The organism is Nocardioides hwasunensis, assembly GCF_014779665.1.
In the GTDB taxonomy this organism is placed as follows: Bacteria; Actinomycetota; Actinomycetes; order Propionibacteriales; family Nocardioidaceae; genus Nocardioides; species Nocardioides hwasunensis.
Genome location: NZ_JACXYY010000002.1, coordinates 216898 through 233277, shown reverse-complemented (window position 1 = coordinate 233277; position 16380 = coordinate 216898). Strand labels below are relative to the sequence as shown.

Sequence of the window (16380 nt, the reverse complement as noted above, 5' to 3'; positions counted from 1 at the left end):
ATGGCGGGATTCCGCGAGGCACGTGGTGACCTCGAGCTGCACAACGTGACCAAGTCGTTCGGCGACTTCACCGCCGTCGACGACATCGACCTGCTCGTGCCGCGCGGCTCGTTCTTCGCGCTGCTGGGGCCCTCCGGCTGCGGGAAGACGACCACGCTGCGGATGGTGGCCGGCCTCGAGCAGCCCACCGCGGGACGGGTGACGATCGGTGACACCGACCTCACCGGCTCTCGCCCCTACGAGCGGCCGGTCAACACCGTCTTCCAGTCCTACGCGCTGTTCCCGCACCTGACCATCCGCGACAACGTCGCCTTCGGGCCCAAGCGCCGCAAGGAGAAGGACGCCGCGGCGCGCGCCGACGAGGCGCTCGAGCTGGTGCAGATGACGCAGTTCGCGGGGCGCAAGCCCGCCCAGCTCTCCGGCGGCCAGCAGCAGCGCGTGGCACTGGCACGGGCGCTGGTCAACCACCCGGAGGTGCTGCTCCTCGACGAGCCGCTCGGCGCCCTCGACCTCAAGCTGCGGCGCGAGATGCAGGTCGAGCTCAAGCGGATCCAGACCGAGGTCGGCCTCACCTTCATCCACGTCACCCACGACCAGGAGGAGGCCATGACGATGGCCGACACGGTCGCGGTGATGAACAGGGGACGCATCGAGCAGCTCGGGCCGCCGGCCCTGCTCTACGACCTCCCGCGCACCCGCTTCGTGGCGAACTTCCTGGGCCAGGCCAACACGGGCGTGGGCACGATCGAGGGCACCGACGGCGACCACCTCGTGGCCGACGTGCTCGGCACCAAGGTGAGGATCGCCCGGGACCGCTCGCAGGTCCACGACGGCGAGGTGCTGTTCGGCGTACGTCCCGAGAAGGTGACGGTCTCGCGCAAGCAGCCCGACGGCGCCGGCAACGACGTCAAGGGCGTCGTGCGCGACGTGTCGTTCCTCGGCGTCGCGACCAGCTACCTGGTCGACATGCCGAGCGGGACCACGTGGAGCTGCTACGAGCAGAACCTCGACGTCGAGCCGATCGACCTCCGTCCCGGCGACGAGGTGTGGCTGACCTGGAACCCCGGGCACGCCTTCGGCGTGGAAGCCGACGCGCAGTGACGTCGCTCGCCCAGGCGGCGCAGGTCGCCGGGGACCCGTCGGTCGACCCCGTGGCACCGCCCCCCGAGACACAGAAGCGCAGCTGGACGGCGTACCTCCTGCTGCTGCCGGGCGTGCTGTGGCTCGGCGTCTTCTTCATCCTCCCGCTCGTGCAGCTGGCCTCGGTCAGCCTGCAGAGCCGCTATCCCGGCTTCCCCGGCTACTACTACCGCGACCTCAACTTCGCCAACTACGTCAGTGCGCTGACCGACTACGCGCCGCACTTCGCGCGGTCCTTCGTCTACGCGGGGCTGGCGACGTTCCTCGCGTTCGTGGTGGCCTACCCGCTCGCCTACGCGATGGCCTTCAAGGCCGGCAAGTGGCGCAACCTCATGATGATCTGCGTCGTGGCGCCCTTCTTCACCTCCTTCATCCTGCGCACCTTCGCGTGGTCGCAGATCCTTGCCGACGAGGGCTGGGTCGCCCAGACGCTGAACTTCTTCCACCTGCTGCCGAGCGGGCACATCATCAACACCCCGCTCGCCGTGATCGCCGGCCTGACCTACAACTTCCTGCCCTTCATGGTGCTGCCGATCTACGCCTCGCTCGAACGCGCCGACCCGCGCATCATCGAGGCCGGCGGGGACCTCTACGCCAACGGCTTCACGACCTTCCGCACGGTGACCCTGCCGATGTCGATGCCCGGCGTGCTCGCCGGCACGCTGCTCACCTTCATCCCCGCGGCCGGCGACTTCGTCAACATGGAGCTGCTCGGCCCCCAGCGCGGGAAGATGGTCGGCAACGTCATCAACGACCAGTTCCTCGCCATCCCCGGTGGATATCCGGTCGCAGCCGCGCTGTCGTTCACGCTGATGGCGGCGATCTTGATGATGGTCTTCCTCTACGTCCGCCGGTTCGGCACCGAGGAGCTGGTCTGACATGGCCACGACGACGCCCCGACCCGACACCACGTCCACGCCGTCCTCACCGGCCTACCGCCCCTCGGCGGCGAAGCGCGCCCAGCTCTGGCTGGCCAACCACTTCGCGATGCTGTCGGCGATCCTGGTGCTGCTCTACCTCTTCTTGCCGGTCGCCTACACGTTCGTGTTCTCGTTCAACGACCACGGCAAGACCAACATCGTGTGGCAGGGCTTCACCTGGAAGCACTGGCAGGACCCCTGCCGGGTGGCGGGCGCCTGCGAGTCGCTGGTGACGTCGCTGCAGGTCGGCGCGATCTCCACGGTCGTCGCGACCGTGCTCGGCACGCTCATGGCACTGGCGATGGTCCGCTACCGCTTCCGCGGCAAGGCCGCCAGCAACGTGCTGATCTTCGTGCCGATGGCCACGCCCGAGATCGTGATGGGCGCGGCCCTGCTGACCATCTTCGTGCAGGGATTCTCCAACATCGGCATCCACCTGGGCTTCGGCACCATCGTGTTCGCGCACATCATGTTCTGCCTGAGCTTCGTGGTCGTCACGGTCAAGGCGCGTATCCAGTCGCTGGACCCCCGGATCGAGGAGGCGGCGCAGGACCTCTACGCCAGCCCGATGCAGACCTTCTGGAAGGTGACCTTCCCCCTCATCCTGCCGGGCATCGCGGGCGCCGCGATGCTCGCGTTCTCGCTGTCCTTCGACGACTTCATCATCACCAACTTCGTCTCCGGCAACGAGTCCACGTTCCCCAAGTTCGTCTACGTCGCCTCACGCCGCGGCATCCCTGCCGAGGCCAACGTCATCGGGTTCTCGATGTTCCTGCTCGCGGTCCTGCTCGTCATAGGTGCGCAGGTCGTGGGCTCGATGCGGGCGTCACGACAGAAGCAATGAGCACGAGGAGAGAGACACACATGCCGGACCCCATGCGGGTGCTGATGGTCGGGGCGGGCGGGGTCGGCGACGCTGCCGCGCGCATCGCCGCAGAGCGCGACTTCTTCGAGGCATGGGTCGTCGCCGACCACGACCTCTCACGGGCCGAGCGCACGGTCGCCGCGGTGCGCGAACGACGGACGGGCGAGGAGCGCTTCTCGGCGTCCCGGGTCGACGCCTCGGACGCCGACGCCGTGGCCGCGCTGGCACGGGAGGTGCGGGCGACGCACGTCTTCAACGCCGTCGACCCCCGCTTCGTGATGCCGCTCTTCACCGGCGCCCTCGCCGCCGGTGCCGACTACCTTGACATGGCGATGAGCCTGTCGGCACGCCACCCTGACGCGCCCTACGAGAAGGTCGGCGTGAAGCTCGGCGACGAGCAGTTCGCCATGGCTGGCGAGTGGGAGTCGGCCGGTCGGCTGGCGCTGCTCGGCATCGGCGTCGAGCCCGGGCTCTCCGACGTGTTCGCGCGCTACGCCGCCGACGAGCTCTTCGACCACATCGACGAGCTGGGCACCCGCGACGGCGCCAACCTGGTGATCCGCGACGACGACGGCAACGAGGTCTTCGCGCCCGGCTTCTCGATGTGGACGATCATCGAGGAGTGCCTCAACCCGCCGGTCGTGTGGGAGCGGGAGCGCGCCGGTGGCGACCTGGAGGGGGGCTTCTTCACCCTTCCTCCGTTCGCCGAGCCAGAGATCTTCGACTTCCCCGAGGGCATCGGCCCGGTGGAGTGCGTGCACGTGGAGCACGAGGAGGTGCTCCTCATGCCGCGCTGGGTCGAGGCCGATCGCGTGACGTTCAAGTACGGCCTCGGCGAGGAGATGATCGCGATGCTGCGCACGCTGCACACGCTCGGGCTCGACTCGACCGAGCCGGTGACGGTCAAGGGCGTGCAAGTGTCCCCCCGCGACGTGGTCGCCGCGTGCCTCCCCGACCCCGCCACGATCGGACCTCGCATGGAGGGCAAGACGTGCGCCGGCCTCTGGGTCACCGGCACCGGCAAGGACGGTGCGCCGAGGTCGACGTACCTCTACCACGTGGTCGACAACGCCGACTCGATGCGCGACTACGGCGCGCAGTGCGTCGTGTGGCAGACCGCGATCAACCCCGTCGTCGCCCTGGAGCTCCTGGCCGACGGCAGCTGGTCGGGCGCCGGCGTGCTCGGCCCCGAGGCACTGCCACCGAAGCCGTTCCTCGACCTGCTGTCAGCACCCCGACCCGAGGGGTACGGGTCCCCGTGGGGACTCGACGACCGAACGGAGAACCAGGCATGAGCCTGACCCAGCAACGCATCCTCGCCACCGAGATCCCGGGACCGCGCTCGCAGGCGCTGCAGGCGCGCAAGGTCGCGAGCGTCTCGGCCGGGGTCGGCACCACGCTGCCGGTCTACGTCGAGCAGGCCGGCGGCGGCATCCTGCGCGACGTCGACGGCAACCAGCTCATCGACTTCGGCTCCGGCATCGCGGTCACGACGGTCGGCAACGCCTCGCCACGGGTCGTCGAGGCGGTGCAACGCCAGGTCGCCGATTTCACCCACACCTGCTTCATGGTCACCCCCTACGAGGAGTACGTCGCGGTCTGCGAGAAGCTCGCCGAGCTCACCCCCGGCGAGCACGAGAAGCGCTCGGCGCTCTTCAACTCCGGCGCCGAGGCCGTGGAGAACGCCGTGAAGGTCGCGCGCCACCACACCGGCCGCGACGCCATCGTCGTCTTCGACCACGCCTACCACGGCCGGACGAACCTCACGATGGCGCTGACCGCGAAGAACATGCCCTACAAGCACGGCTTCGGCCCCTTCGCCGGCGAGATCTACCGCTCCCCGATGGCCTACCCCTACCGCTGGCCGGGAGGCGCCGAGGCGTGCGCCGACGAGGCCTTCGACGCGTTCGTCTCGACCGTGCACGCGCAGGTGGGCGAGGACAGCTGCGCGGCCGTGCTGATCGAGCCGATCCAGGGCGAGGGCGGATTCATCGTCCCGCCGTCGGGATGGCTCAAGCGCGTCTCCGAGTGGTGCACCGAGCACGGCATCCTGCTGATCGCCGACGAGATCCAGACCGGCTTCGCGCGCACGGGCGACTGGTTCGCCTGCGACCACGAGGGCGTCGTGCCCGACCTCGTCACCACCGCCAAGGGCATGGCGGGCGGCCTCCCGCTGGCCGCCGTCACCGGACGCGCCGAGGTGATGGACTCCGTCCACGTCGGAGGGCTCGGCGGGACCTACGGCGGCAACCCGGTCGCCTGCGCAGCCGCGCTCGCCGCGATCGAGACGATGGAGTCCTCCGACCTCCGCGGACGCGCGCGCGAGATCGAGGCGATCTTCCTGCCACGGTTGCGCGCCCTGGCAGAGCGGCACCCCGACCGGGTGGGCGACATCCGTGGTCGCGGCGCGATGCTGGCCGTCGAGCTGGTCGTCGACGGCCCGGGACGTACGCCGGACGCCGCGCTCGCCGGCGCGGTCCACCGGGCCTGCTCGTCCGAGGGGTTGGTGACCCTCACGTGCGGCACCTTCGGCAACGTCTTCCGCTTCCTCCCACCCCTGTCGATCGACGACGACCTGCTCGCCGAGGGCCTCGACATCTTCGAGGCGGCCTTCGACGCGGCCGTCGCTGGTGGCAAGGTGGAGTGATGAGCGACCTGACGACGACCCAGCACGTGCCGACCCAGCTGCTGATCGGCGGTGAGTGGGTCGACGCCAGCGGGGGCGCCTCCTTCGAGGTGACCAACCCGGCCGACGGATCCGTGCTCGCCTCCGTGGCCGACGCGACCCCGGCCGACGGTCAGCGCGCGCTGGCGGCAGCAGCCGCCGCGCAGCAGGAGTGGCGCGCCACCGAGCCCCGCAAGCGCGGCGAGGTCCTGCGCAGCGCCTTCGAGCTCCTCCACGAGCGCGCCGACGACTTCGCTCGGCTGATGACCCTGGAGATGGGCAAGTCGTTGTCGGAGGCGAAGGGCGAGGTGGCCTACGGCTCGGAGTTCTTCCGGTGGTTCTCCGAGGAGGCGGTGCGGATCCACGGCCGCTACTCCGAGGCGCCGGCCGGCAACACCCGCCTGGTCACCATGAAGGGGCCGGTCGGCCCGACCCTGATGATCACGCCCTGGAACTTCCCGCTCGCCATGGGCACCCGCAAGATCGGGCCCGCCATCGCTGCCGGCTGCACGATGGTGGTCAAGCCCGCCGCCGAGACGCCCCTCACCATGCTCGCCCTGGCCGCGCTGCTCGAGGAGGTCGGCCTCCCGGCCGGCGTGCTCAACGTCCTCACCACGACCGACTCCGGTGGCGTCTGCGAGCCGATCATCACCGACTTCCGGCTCCGCAAGCTCACCTTCACCGGCTCCACCGCGGTGGGCAAGAAGCTCGTCTCGCAGGCCTCCGACCAGCTGCTCCGCGTCTCGATGGAGCTCGGCGGCAACGCCCCGTTCCTCGTCTTCGCCGACGCCGACGTCGACGCGGCCGTCGACGGCGCGATGCTCGCCAAGATGCGCAACATCGGCGAGGCCTGCACCTCGGCCAACCGCTTCCTCGTCCACACCTCGCTCGCCGAGGAGTTCTCCGCGAAGCTGGCCGAGCGGATGGGATCGCTCAGGGTCGGCGACGGCACCGAGGACGGCGTCGAGGTGGGGCCGCTCATCACCGAGAAGGCGCGCGAGGGCGTGCACGAGCTGGTCGAGGACGCCGTGTCCGGCGGCGCGAAGGCCGTCGTCGGCGGAGCGATCCCCGAGGGGCCGGGCTACTTCTACCCGCCCACGGTGCTGGTCGACGTACCCGCCTCGGCGCGGTTGTTCCGCGAGGAGATCTTCGGCCCGGTCGCGCCCGTAGCCACCTTCGACACCGAGGACGAGGCCGTCGCACGCGCCAACGACACCGAGTACGGCCTGGTCGCCTACGTCTTCACCCGCGACCACGCGCGCGTGCTGCGGGTCAGTGAGGCGCTGGAGTTCGGCATGGTCGGCGTCAACACCGGCGTCGTGTCCAACCCGGCGGCGCCGTTCGGCGGGGTGAAGCACTCCGGCTTCGGCCGCGAGGGCGGCTTCGAGGGGATCGAGGAGTACCTCGAGACCAAGTACGTCGGCAGCGCCCTGTGACCCACGGTCCAGGACACGTCCGGAGCCGACGGGCTGTGAGCCGCCCGTGGTGAGGATCGACCGCGAGCGCCTGGCAGCGCTGCACGCCGAGGAGGAGCGGCGCTTCGTCGACCTCCACCCGACGTCCGCACGGCTGGCGGCCGAGGCCGGCGAGCACCTGCTCGCGGGCGTGCCGATGCCGTGGATGACGCGGTGGCCCGGGTCCTTCCCGCTCTTCGTCGAGTCGGCGGAGGGCGGCCGCTTCACGTGCGTCGACGGCATCGACCACGTCGACCTCTGCCTCGGTGACACCGGGTCGATGACCGGTCACTGCCTGCCCGCCGTGGCCGACGCGGTGCGCGAGCGCACCGAGCGCGGGATCACCACGATGCTGCCCTCGACCGACGCGACGTGGGTCGCCGGCGAGCTCGGTCGCCGCTTCGGTCTCCCCCGCTGGCAGATGGCGATGACCGCCACGGACGCCAACCGCTTCGTGCTCCGCTTCGCTCGCCACCTGACCGGGCGGCCGCGGATCGCGGTCATGGACTGGTGCTACCACGGCACCGTCGACGAGACGCTCGGCGTGCTCGAGCACGGGCGCGCCGGTGACCGGGTCGTCCCCCGACCCGGCGCACTCGGACCGCAGGTCGACGTCTCCGTCACGACGGCCGTCGTCCCGTTCAACGACCTCGACGCGCTCGAGGCTCGGCTGGCCGAGGGCGACGTCGCCTGCCTGCTGATGGAGCCCGCGCTGACCAACATCGGGATCGTGCTGCCCGACGAGGGCTACCTCGCCGGCGTCCGTGAGATCACCCGGCGCCACGGGGTCCTGCTGGTCAACGACGAGACCCATACGATCTGCGCGGGACCCGGCGGCGCGACAGCCGCCTGGGACCTCGAGCCCGACCTCGTCGTCATCGGCAAGCCGATCGGCGGCGGCATACCCGTGGCGGCGTACGGCATGAGCGCGGAGGTCGCAGCGCGGCTCGAGGGTCCGATGCTCGGCCACGACATCGACGTGGCCGGGGTCGGCGGGACGCTCGCGGGCTCGGCACTGGCGATGGCGGCGGTCCGCGCGACCCTCTCCACGGCGCTGCGCCAGGAGGACTTCGACGTGGCCGTCCCGCTCGCCGAGTCGTTCACCGACGGCATCCGAGCCGTCATCGACGAGCACGGCCTGCCGTGGCACGTGCAGCGGCTCGGGTGCCGGGCGGAGTACTGGTTCTGCCCTCCCCCGCGTCACGGCGCGGAGGCGGCAGCCGCCGTCGACGAGGAGCTCGACGCGTTCTTCCACCTCTGGACGGTCAACCGCGGCGTGCTGCTGGCGCCCTTCCACAACATGTCGCTCTTCTCGCCGTTCCACACTCAGGCGGACGTCGACGCACACACCTCGGCCTTCCGCGGAGCCGTGGAGGCCCTGGTCGGATGAGTGCCGGGCGCCGAGTTCCCGGCGACGTGCTCATCCACCTGCGGCGCGCACGCGACCACCTCGACCGGCACTTCGCCGAGCCGTTCGACCTCGACCACCTCGCCGGCCTCGCCGGGATGAGCCGCTACCACTTCCTCCGGTCGTTCTCCGTGACCTATCGGGTCACCCCGGCGGCGTACCTCGCCGAGCGACGGATCGAGCGCGCGCAGGACCTGCTCCGCGCCGCCAACCTCACGGTGACCGAGGTGTGCCACGCGATCGGCTACAGCAGCCTCGGGTCGTTCAGCTCGACGTTCCGCACGATCGTCGGCGAGAGCCCGAGCGACTTCCAGAAGCGCTACGGCGCGCGGGGCAATCCGCGGATCCCCGGCTGCTACGTCTTCATGGCCGGGCTCGTCGAGCGCGAGGCGAGGAGCGCAACGCAGGAGAAGCAGGACGGCGAGGACGCTTCCTAGGCTCGTCCCATGATCACCAACACCTCACTCGTGTCCGTGTGGGTGAAGGACATCGACGAGTCCCTCGCCTTCTACACCGACGTCCTCGGCTTCGAGGCCGGCGACGACCTCCAGCTCGGTCCCGACTTCCGGTGGTGCACCGTCTTCCACCCCAAGCAGCCCGAGATCCACCTGCACCTGACCACGCCGAGCGGCCCGCTCCCCGACTACCTGATCGAGGCGATGCGCCGCGCGCAGGACGAGGGTGGGCTGCCGGGCGTCGGCCTGGACGTCGACGACTGCCGCGCCACCTACGAGGAGCTGAAGGCCAAGGGCGTGGAGTTCCTCCAGGAGCCGGAGGACCGGCCGTACGGCGTCGAGGCGCTCATGCGGGACAACTCCGGCAACTGGATGGTGCTGGTCGAGAAGCGTGACTACACCCCCGAGGACTTCGAGGGTGTCGACATGGGTTGACGGCTGCCGGTGGCCCCGACGATCCGGGCACCCAGGACCTCGGGGACTATCCGATGACCCCGGCGGCGCGGGCCGCCTCGGCGTAGGCCCTCGCGAGAGACTCGACGGTCTCGTGCGCGTTGAGCCCGGACGGGTTCGGCACGACGAAGACCCGTGAGGTCCCCCAGGGCTCGGCCTGCTCGCCGGCGCGGGCCGACCGGTCGCCGAACGCACTGCGGTAGGCGGTGATGCCGGCGACCGCCACGACGCGGGGGCGTCGATCGTCCACGAGGGCTCGGAGCTTCTCGCCACCGTCGCGCAGCTCGTCCGCGCTGAGCTCGTCGGCCCGCGCCGTGGCCCTGGCCGCCAGGTTGGTGATGCCGATGCCGCGACGACGCAGGGCATCGCGGTCGTCGTCGCTCATGCCCGCGGACTGGTCGACCGGGCTCGTCAGGATCCCGGCGCGCAGCAGTGCCGGGTAGAAGCGGTTGCCGGGGTGGGCGAAATGGGTCTGCGTGGCGGCCGTCCACAGCCCGGGGTTGATGCCGACGAAGAGCAGGTGCAGCGCCTGCTCGCGGGCCGGGAGGAGGTCGGCCACCTCGGTGTCGCGGAACGACTCCAGCTCGGCCCTGGTGAACCCCATCGCCGTCAGCACGGGGCGGGCGGTGCGCCGCACGGGCGCACCGCCACCCGGGGCCTGGACCCTGCGCGGGAGACGGCGGCCTCGAGGGCCCGGACATCCATGGACCGAGATCCTGCCACCCGGCCCGCGCGGGCGACGAGGAGGCTCTGGCTCAGGTGAGCGCCTGCTCGGCGTCGTGCTGTCCGGAGACGCAGAACAGGTTGCCGTCGGGGTCGGTGAGGGTGACCCAGCGGAAGGTGTCGTCACCGCGGCGCTCCACGAGCCCGGCACCTGCCGCGACGAGCTCGTCGACCGCGCCGTCGAGGTCGGATGCTGCCAGGTCGAGGTGGATGCGGTTCTTCCCCGGGGTGGCGTCCTCGACCTGCTGGAACCCCAGCAGCACCGGCAGGCCGCCCCCACCGAGGATGACGAACTCCCCGCCGAAGTCCTGCACGACCGCGGCGCCGAACCGCTCCGCCCACCAGGTCGCGAGTGGCGTCGCCGCCGGGGTGTCGATCGTGATCATGCCGATGCTCAGGGTCATGCCGGTGACCGTACCCGCGCCCACTGACATCGGCGCTGGAGCACGAGACCCCGCCTCCCTCACGGGAGACGGGGTCTCGGTGGTGCCAGGTGCCGGTCAGCGACCGGCGGTGATCACTTGGTGATCTTGACGACGCGGCCGGCGCCGACCGTGCGGCCACCCTCGCGAATGGCGAAGCGCAGGCCCTCGTCCATGGCGATGGGCTGGATGAGCTCGACCGACATCTCGGTGTTGTCACCCGGCATGACCATCTCGGTGCCCTCGGGCAGGGTCACAACACCGGTCACGTCAGTCGTACGGAAGTAGAACTGGGGACGGTAGTTGTTGAAGAACGGCGTGTGACGGCCGCCCTCGTCCTTGCTGAGGATGTAGACCGAGGCCTCGAAGTTCGTGTGAGGCGTCGTGGTGCCCGGCTTGATGACGACCATGCCGCGCTCGATGTCCTCGCGCTTGGTGCCACGCAGGAGCAGACCGACGTTCTCGCCCGCCTGGCCCTCGTCGAGGAGCTTGCGGAACATCTCGACGCCGGTGACGGTCGACTTCTGGGCGGTGTCGCGGATGCCGATGATCTCGACCTCCTCGTTGACCTTGACGATGCCGCGCTCGATGCGACCGGTGATGACGGTGCCACGACCGGTGATCGTGAAGACGTCCTCGACGGGCATGAGGAACGGCTTGTCGGTCTCGCGCTCCGGGGTCGGGATCGCCTCGTCGACGGCGTTCATGAGCTCGACGATGGACTCGCCCCACTTCTCGTCACCCTGCAGGGCCGGGAAGGCAGCCACGCGCACCACGGGGATGTCGTCGCCCGGGAACTCGTACTCGGAGAGGAGCTCGCGCACCTCCATCTCGACGAGCTCGATGAGCTCCTCGTCGTCGACCATGTCGCACTTGTTGAGCGCCACGACCAGGGCCGGCACGCCGACCTGGCGGGCGAGCAGCACGTGCTCACGCGTCTGCGGCATGGGGCCGTCGGTGGCGGCCACGACCAGGATCGCACCGTCCATCTGGGCCGCGCCGGTGATCATGTTCTTGATGTAGTCGGCGTGACCGGGGCAGTCGACGTGCGCGTAGTGGCGCGACTCGGTCTGGTACTCGACGTGCGCGATCGAGATCGTGATGCCTCGCTGGCGCTCCTCGGGAGCCTTGTCGATCTGGTCGAACGCCGAAGCCTCGTTGAGGTCCGGGTGCTTGTCGTGCAGCACCTTGGTGATCGCCGCGGTCAGCGTCGTCTTGCCGTGGTCGATGTGACCGATGGTGCCGATGTTGACGTGCGGCTTGGTCCGCTCGAACTTCGCCTTAGCCACTGGGGCTCCTCCTGATTGTTGTTACTTGACTCGTGGGTGGGGTGTGTAGCTGGGTGCCGAGGATCCGGCGACGATCACTCGCCGCGGACCTTCTTCACGATCTCGTCGGCGATGTTCGCGGGAACCTCGGCGTACGAGTCGAACTCCATCGAGTACGACGCCTGACCAGAGGTCTTGGACCTCAGGTCGCCAACGTACCCGAACATCTCTGACAGCGGCACGAGGGCGTTGACGACCAGGTCGCCGTGACGCTCCTCCTGTGCCTGGATCTGACCGCGGCGGGAGTTGATGTCGCCGATGACCGTGCCGAGGAAGCTCTCCGGCGTGGTCACCTCCACGGCGAACATCGGCTCGAGCAGCACGGCCTTGGCCTTGTGCGCGGCCTCCTTGAACGCCGCGATGCCGGCGATCTTGAAGGCGAGCTCGGAGGAGTCGACGTCGTGGTAGGCGCCGTCCTCGAGCGTGACCTTCACGTCGACCATCGGGAACCCGGCCATGATGCCGAACTGCAGCGCCTCCTGGGCACCCTGGTCGACCGAGGGGATGTACTCGCGGGGCACGCGGCCACCGGAGACGGCGTTGACGAACTCGTAGCCCGCGCCGGTGCCGGTCTCGGGGTCGATGTTCGGCTCGATGGAGATGACCACCTTGGCGAACTGGCCCGAGCCACCGGTCTGCTTCTTGTGGGTGTAGGAGTGGTTCTCCACCTTGCGGCGGATGGTCTCGCGGTAGGCGACCTGCGGCTTGCCGACGGTGGCCTCGACCTTGAACTCGCGCTTCATCCGGTCGACGAAGACCTCGAGGTGGAGCTCGCCCATGCCGGCGATGATGGTCTGGCCGGTCTCCTCGTCGGTCTTGACGGTGAAGGTGGGGTCCTCCTCGGTGAGCCGCTGGATCGCGGTGCCGAGCTTCTCCTGGTCGCCCTTGGTCTTCGGCTCGATGGCGACCTCGATCACCGGGGCCGGGAACGTCATCGACTCGAGCACGACCTGGTTCTGCGGGTCGGAGAGCGTGTGACCGGTCTTGGTGTCCTTCAGGCCCATGACGGCCACGATCTGGCCGGCGCCGACCGACGCGATCTCCTCACGCTTGTTGGCGTGCATCTGGTAGACCTTGCCGATCCGCTCCTTGCGACCGTTGACCGAGTTGACCACGGTCGAGCCGGCCTCGAGCTTGCCGGAGTAGACGCGCACGTAGATCAGCTTGCCCAGGTGCGGGTCCGAGGCGATCTTGAAGGCCAGGCCGGAGAAGGGCTCGTCGTCGCTGGGCAGGCGCCGGATCTCCGACTCCTCGTCGTTGGGCTTGTGGCCCACGATCGCGTCCACGTCGAGCGGCGAGGGGAGGTAGTCGACGACGGCGTCGAGCAGGGGCTGGACTCCCTTGTTCTTGAACGCGGTGCCGGTGAGGATCGGGTTGAGCTTGTCGGCGAGCGTCGCGCGACGGATGGCGGCCTTCAGGGTCGCGACGTCGAAGACGTCACCGTCCTCGAGGTAGACCTCCATGATGTCGTCGTCGGCCTCGGCCACGGTCTCGACGAGCTTCTCGCGGTACTCGGCCGCCTTCTCGACCAGGTCGGCCGGGATCTCCTCGACGGCGTAGTCCTCGCCCATCTCGGTCTCGCCGCGCCACACCTTGGCGTGCATCTCGACCAGGTCGACGACGCCGATGAAGTCGGACTCCGCGCCGATCGGGAGCTGCAGGACCAGCGGGGTGGCGTGCAGGCGATCGACGATGGAGTCGACGCACTTGTAGAAGTCGGCACCGGTGCGGTCGAGCTTGTTGATGAAGCACATGCGCGGCACGGCGTACTTGTTGGCCTGGCGCCACACGGTCTGGGACTGCGGCTCGACACCGGCGACACCGTCGAAGACGGCGACGGCGCCGTCGAGGACGCGCAGCGAGCGCTCGACCTCGACGGTGAAGTCGACGTGGCCGGGCGTGTCGATGATGTTGATCTGGTGCTTCTTCCACCAGCAGGTCGTCGCGGCGGACGTGATCGTGATGCCGCGCTCCTGCTCCTGCTCCATCCAGTCCATCGTGGCGGCGCCCTCGTGGACCTCACCGATCTTGTAGGTGATGCCGGTGTAGAAGAGGATGCGCTCGGTGGTGGTGGTCTTGCCGGCGTCGATGTGCGCCATGATGCCGATGTTGCGGACCTGGTTGAGGTCGGTGGTGATGTCGACGGCCACGTCTGTGTCTCAGTCCCTCGAAGGTTGGTGGGGCGGTGGGTGGGAGGTCGTACGACCGCTGCGGGCGGACGTACGACCTCCCGACGTCACCAGCGGTAGTGGGCGAAGGCCTTGTTGGACTCGGCCATCTTGTGGGTGTCCTCGCGCTTTTTGACAGCGGCGCCGAGGCCGTTGCTCGCGTCGAGGATCTCGTTCATCAGGCGCTCGGCCATGGTCTTCTCGCGGCGGTCGGCGGCGTAGCCCACGAGCCAGCGCAGGGCCAGCGTGGTGGAGCGGTTGGCCTTGACCTCCACAGGGACCTGGTAGGTCGCACCGCCGACGCGGCGGGACTTGACCTCGAGGGCCGGGCGGACGTTGTCCATCGCACGCTTGAGCGTGACGACGGGGTCGGTGCCGGTCTTGTCGCGGCAACCCTCGAGAGCGGTGTAGACGATGCGCTGCGCGACAGCCTTCTTGCCGTCCTGGAGGACCTTGCTGACGAGCTGGGTGACCAGCTGCGAGCCGTAGACCGGGTCGACGACGAGGGGGCGCTTGGGCGCGGGACCCTTGCGAGGCATTACTTCTCCTTCTTCGCGCCGTAGCGGCTGCGGGCCTGCTTGCGGTTCTTGACACCCTGGGTGTCGAGCGTGCCGCGGATGATCTTGTAGCGGACACCGGGAAGGTCCTTCACACGGCCGCCGCGCACGAGCACGATCGAGTGCTCCTGCAGGTTGTGACCGACACCCGGGATGTAGGCGGTGACCTCGACGCCGCTGCTCAGGCGCACGCGGGCGACCTTGCGGAGGGCGGAGTTCGGCTTCTTCGGGGTGGTCGTGTAGACGCGGGTGCAGACGCCACGGCGCTGCGGGGATCCCTTCAGGGCGGGCGTCTTGGACTTCGACACCTTGTCCTGGCGGCCCTTGCGGACCAGCTGGTTGATGGTGGGCACCGGGTGGTTCCCTCTCTCTGTCTTCTCGTCACGGCCCGGCGAGGTGCCGGACTCGGATGTCGTGCGTTGCTGCGTGTGCCTGATGCCAGCAGGCCGGGGTGCGGCGCTGACGGCCGCCTACCAAGGATCGGTACGGCTGAGCGTGGGCATGGGTCTGGACAGGCCAGACACAAAGAGCGAGGCTACTCGGGCGCTACGGCAGGGTCAAAACGCCGCAGGAGCCGTCGCAGCCGGCTCGGCGACGGCGGTGACCCGCTCGCGACGAGCCCGCTCGAGCCGTAGGTACATCATCGCAGACAGGGCAACCCCGACGATCGTCATGAGTCCACCGCCCAGCAGCGTCCAGCGGGCGCCGTACTCGTGGCCGATCCAGCCGATGATGGGCGCGCCGATCGGTGTGCCACCCATGAAGATCATCAGGTAGAGCGCCATCACCCGACCGCGCACCCCGGCGTCGGTGTGCAGCTGCATGTAGGTGTTGGCCGCGGTGATGAAGGTCAGCGCGGTGAGGCCGGTCACCGGAGCCAGCAGCGCGAAGGTCAGGTAGGTCGGCATCAGGCCGGCGAGCATGACCGACACGCCGAAGGCGAGCGCCGAGCCCACGACCAGTCGCTGCCGGACCACGGCGCGCCGGGCCGCGAGCAGGGCGCCGCTCAGCGAGCCGATCGCGAGGAAGGTGCCGAGCAGGCCGAACTCCTGGGGACCCTTGTCGAAGACCTCGGTCGCCATGAGCGCCGAGGTGATCTGGAAGTTGAGCCCGAAGGTGCCGGCGAAGAACACCATGCTCAGCATCAGCAGCAGGTCGGGGCGGGCACGCACGTAGGCCAGACCCTCCTTGATCGCACCGGGTCCGCGGTCGGCGGGCGCGGCGGCGTCGATCCGACTGACGTCGAGGTGGCGCAGCGACCAGATCGGAGCGGCGTACGACACCGCGTTGAAGAGGATGACCCAGCCGGTGCCCACCGCTCCCCCGCCGAGGGCGGCGATGAGCAGGCCGGCGAGGCCGGGTCCGACCAGGCGGGCGGCGTTGAAGCTGGCGGAGTTGAGGCCGACCGCGTTGGTCAGGTCGACGGGGTCGACGAGCTCGGAGACGAACGACTGGCGCGCGGGCGCGTCGAAGGCCGACGCGGAGCCGAGCAGGAGGGCGAGCACGTAGACGTGCCACACCTCGGCGGTGCCGGTCACGGCGAGCAGGCCGAGCACGGCGGCGGGCAGTGCCATGCCGAGGTTGGTGAGCTGGAGCAGCCGGTGCTTCGGCACGCGGTCGGCGACGAGTCCGGCCACCGGGGTCAGCAGCAGGAACGGCAGGAACTGCAGGCCGGTCGTGATGCCCAGCGCGGTCGCGCCGGACGCGCCCGCGAGCTGGAGGACCAGCCAGTCCTGCGCGACGCGCTGCATCCAGGTGCCGGTGTTGGACACGACACCACCGGCGGCGTAGCGGCGGTAGTTGGGGTTGGCCAGGGATCGGA

The 16380-nt window shown here is 69.6% G+C and carries 16 protein-coding genes; 9 read left to right on the top strand and 7 right to left on the bottom strand.

Annotated elements, in window-relative coordinates; all coding sequences use genetic code 11:
* From IEZ25_RS05105 to IEZ25_RS05065, 9 genes are read left to right on the top strand one after another with little or no spacing between them, the layout of a single operon-like run.
* Positions 1-1101, top strand: a complete 1101-nt coding sequence (locus IEZ25_RS05105) for an ABC transporter ATP-binding protein (protein WP_191198331.1) — start codon at positions 1-3, stop codon at positions 1099-1101.
* Positions 1098-2018, top strand: a complete 921-nt coding sequence (locus IEZ25_RS05100; RefSeq protein WP_191198330.1) for an ABC transporter permease — start codon at positions 1098-1100, stop codon at positions 2016-2018. Before IEZ25_RS05105 ends, IEZ25_RS05100 begins: the two co-directional genes overlap by 4 nt.
* A gap of 1 nt (position 2019) precedes the next feature.
* On the top strand, positions 2020-2904 hold the full coding sequence (locus IEZ25_RS05095; protein ID WP_191198329.1) for an ABC transporter permease: 885 nt from the start codon (positions 2020-2022) through the stop codon (positions 2902-2904).
* 20 nt (positions 2905-2924) lie between these two features.
* On the top strand, positions 2925-4220 hold the full coding sequence (locus tag IEZ25_RS05090) for a saccharopine dehydrogenase family protein (RefSeq protein ID WP_224748493.1): 1296 nt from the start codon (positions 2925-2927) through the stop codon (positions 4218-4220).
* On the top strand, positions 4217-5572 hold the full coding sequence (gene gabT, locus IEZ25_RS05085; RefSeq protein ID WP_191198328.1) for a 4-aminobutyrate--2-oxoglutarate transaminase: 1356 nt from the start codon (positions 4217-4219) through the stop codon (positions 5570-5572). Before IEZ25_RS05090 ends, gabT begins: the two co-directional genes overlap by 4 nt.
* Complete coding sequence (locus IEZ25_RS05080) at positions 5572-7026, top strand: NAD-dependent succinate-semialdehyde dehydrogenase (protein ID WP_191198327.1); 1455 nt, start codon at positions 5572-5574, stop codon at positions 7024-7026. Before gabT ends, IEZ25_RS05080 begins: the two co-directional genes overlap by 1 nt.
* Positions 7027-7075: 49 nt before the next feature.
* Positions 7076-8434, top strand: a complete 1359-nt coding sequence (locus IEZ25_RS05075) for a transaminase (RefSeq protein ID WP_318152057.1) — start codon at positions 7076-7078, stop codon at positions 8432-8434.
* On the top strand, positions 8431-8889 hold the full coding sequence (locus IEZ25_RS05070) for a helix-turn-helix domain-containing protein (protein WP_191198325.1): 459 nt from the start codon (positions 8431-8433) through the stop codon (positions 8887-8889). Before IEZ25_RS05075 ends, IEZ25_RS05070 begins: the two co-directional genes overlap by 4 nt.
* A gap of 9 nt (positions 8890-8898) precedes the next feature.
* Positions 8899-9342, top strand: a complete 444-nt coding sequence (locus IEZ25_RS05065) for a VOC family protein (protein WP_191198324.1) — start codon at positions 8899-8901, stop codon at positions 9340-9342.
* 46 nt (positions 9343-9388) lie between these two features.
* On the opposite strand, the gene IEZ25_RS05060 is transcribed toward IEZ25_RS05065, so the two are convergent.
* From IEZ25_RS05060 to IEZ25_RS05030, 7 genes are all read right to left on the bottom strand, one after another.
* A complete protein-coding gene (locus IEZ25_RS05060; RefSeq protein WP_318152056.1) occupies positions 9389-9997 on the bottom strand; it encodes a mismatch-specific DNA-glycosylase in 609 nt (202 codons plus the stop codon).
* Between the two features lie 118 nt (positions 9998-10115).
* Positions 10116-10487, bottom strand: coding sequence for a VOC family protein (locus IEZ25_RS05055; protein ID WP_191198323.1), 372 nt, complete (start codon positions 10485-10487; stop codon positions 10116-10118).
* Positions 10488-10600: 113 nt separating this feature from the next.
* A complete protein-coding gene (tuf, locus tag IEZ25_RS05050) occupies positions 10601-11794 on the bottom strand; it encodes an elongation factor Tu (RefSeq protein WP_191198322.1) in 1194 nt (397 codons plus the stop codon).
* Positions 11795-11868: 74 nt separating this feature from the next.
* The gene (gene fusA, locus IEZ25_RS05045) at positions 11869-13983 is read right to left on the bottom strand and encodes an elongation factor G (RefSeq protein ID WP_191198321.1); all 2115 of its coding nucleotides are present in this window, start codon (positions 13981-13983) and stop codon (positions 11869-11871) included.
* A gap of 86 nt (positions 13984-14069) precedes the next feature.
* Positions 14070-14540: a 30S ribosomal protein S7 gene (rpsG, locus tag IEZ25_RS05040; protein WP_191198320.1), complete on the bottom strand. Its 471-nt coding sequence runs from the start codon at positions 14538-14540 to the stop codon at positions 14070-14072.
* Complete coding sequence (gene rpsL / locus IEZ25_RS05035; protein ID WP_056599611.1) at positions 14540-14911, bottom strand: 30S ribosomal protein S12; 372 nt, start codon at positions 14909-14911, stop codon at positions 14540-14542. Before rpsL ends, rpsG begins: the two co-directional genes overlap by 1 nt.
* 204 nt (positions 14912-15115) lie before the next feature.
* Positions 15116-16372, bottom strand: a complete 1257-nt coding sequence (locus IEZ25_RS05030) for an MFS transporter (RefSeq protein WP_224748573.1) — start codon at positions 16370-16372, stop codon at positions 15116-15118.
* Positions 16373-16380 lie beyond the last annotated feature (8 nt).

Bases quoted from the DNA above. Each gene is read 5' to 3' on its own strand.
- IEZ25_RS05105 (WP_191198331.1), top strand. From the start codon at position 1: ATGGCGGGATTCCGCGAGGCACGTGGTGACCTCGAGCTGCACAACGTG.
- IEZ25_RS05095 (WP_191198329.1), top strand. From the start codon at position 2,020: ATGGCCACGACGACGCCCCGACCCGACACCACGTCCACGCCGTCCTCA.
- IEZ25_RS05090 (WP_224748493.1), top strand. From the start codon at position 2,925: ATGCCGGACCCCATGCGGGTGCTGATGGTCGGGGCGGGCGGGGTCGGC.
- gabT (WP_191198328.1), top strand. From the start codon at position 4,217: ATGAGCCTGACCCAGCAACGCATCCTCGCCACCGAGATCCCGGGACCG.
- IEZ25_RS05080 (WP_191198327.1), top strand. From the start codon at position 5,572: ATGAGCGACCTGACGACGACCCAGCACGTGCCGACCCAGCTGCTGATC.
- IEZ25_RS05070 (WP_191198325.1), top strand. From the start codon at position 8,431: ATGAGTGCCGGGCGCCGAGTTCCCGGCGACGTGCTCATCCACCTGCGG.
- IEZ25_RS05065 (WP_191198324.1), top strand. From the start codon at position 8,899: ATGATCACCAACACCTCACTCGTGTCCGTGTGGGTGAAGGACATCGAC.
- IEZ25_RS05055 (WP_191198323.1), bottom strand. From the start codon at position 10,487: ATGACCCTGAGCATCGGCATGATCACGATCGACACCCCGGCGGCGACG.
- rpsG (WP_191198320.1), bottom strand. From the start codon at position 14,540: ATGCCTCGCAAGGGTCCCGCGCCCAAGCGCCCCCTCGTCGTCGACCCG.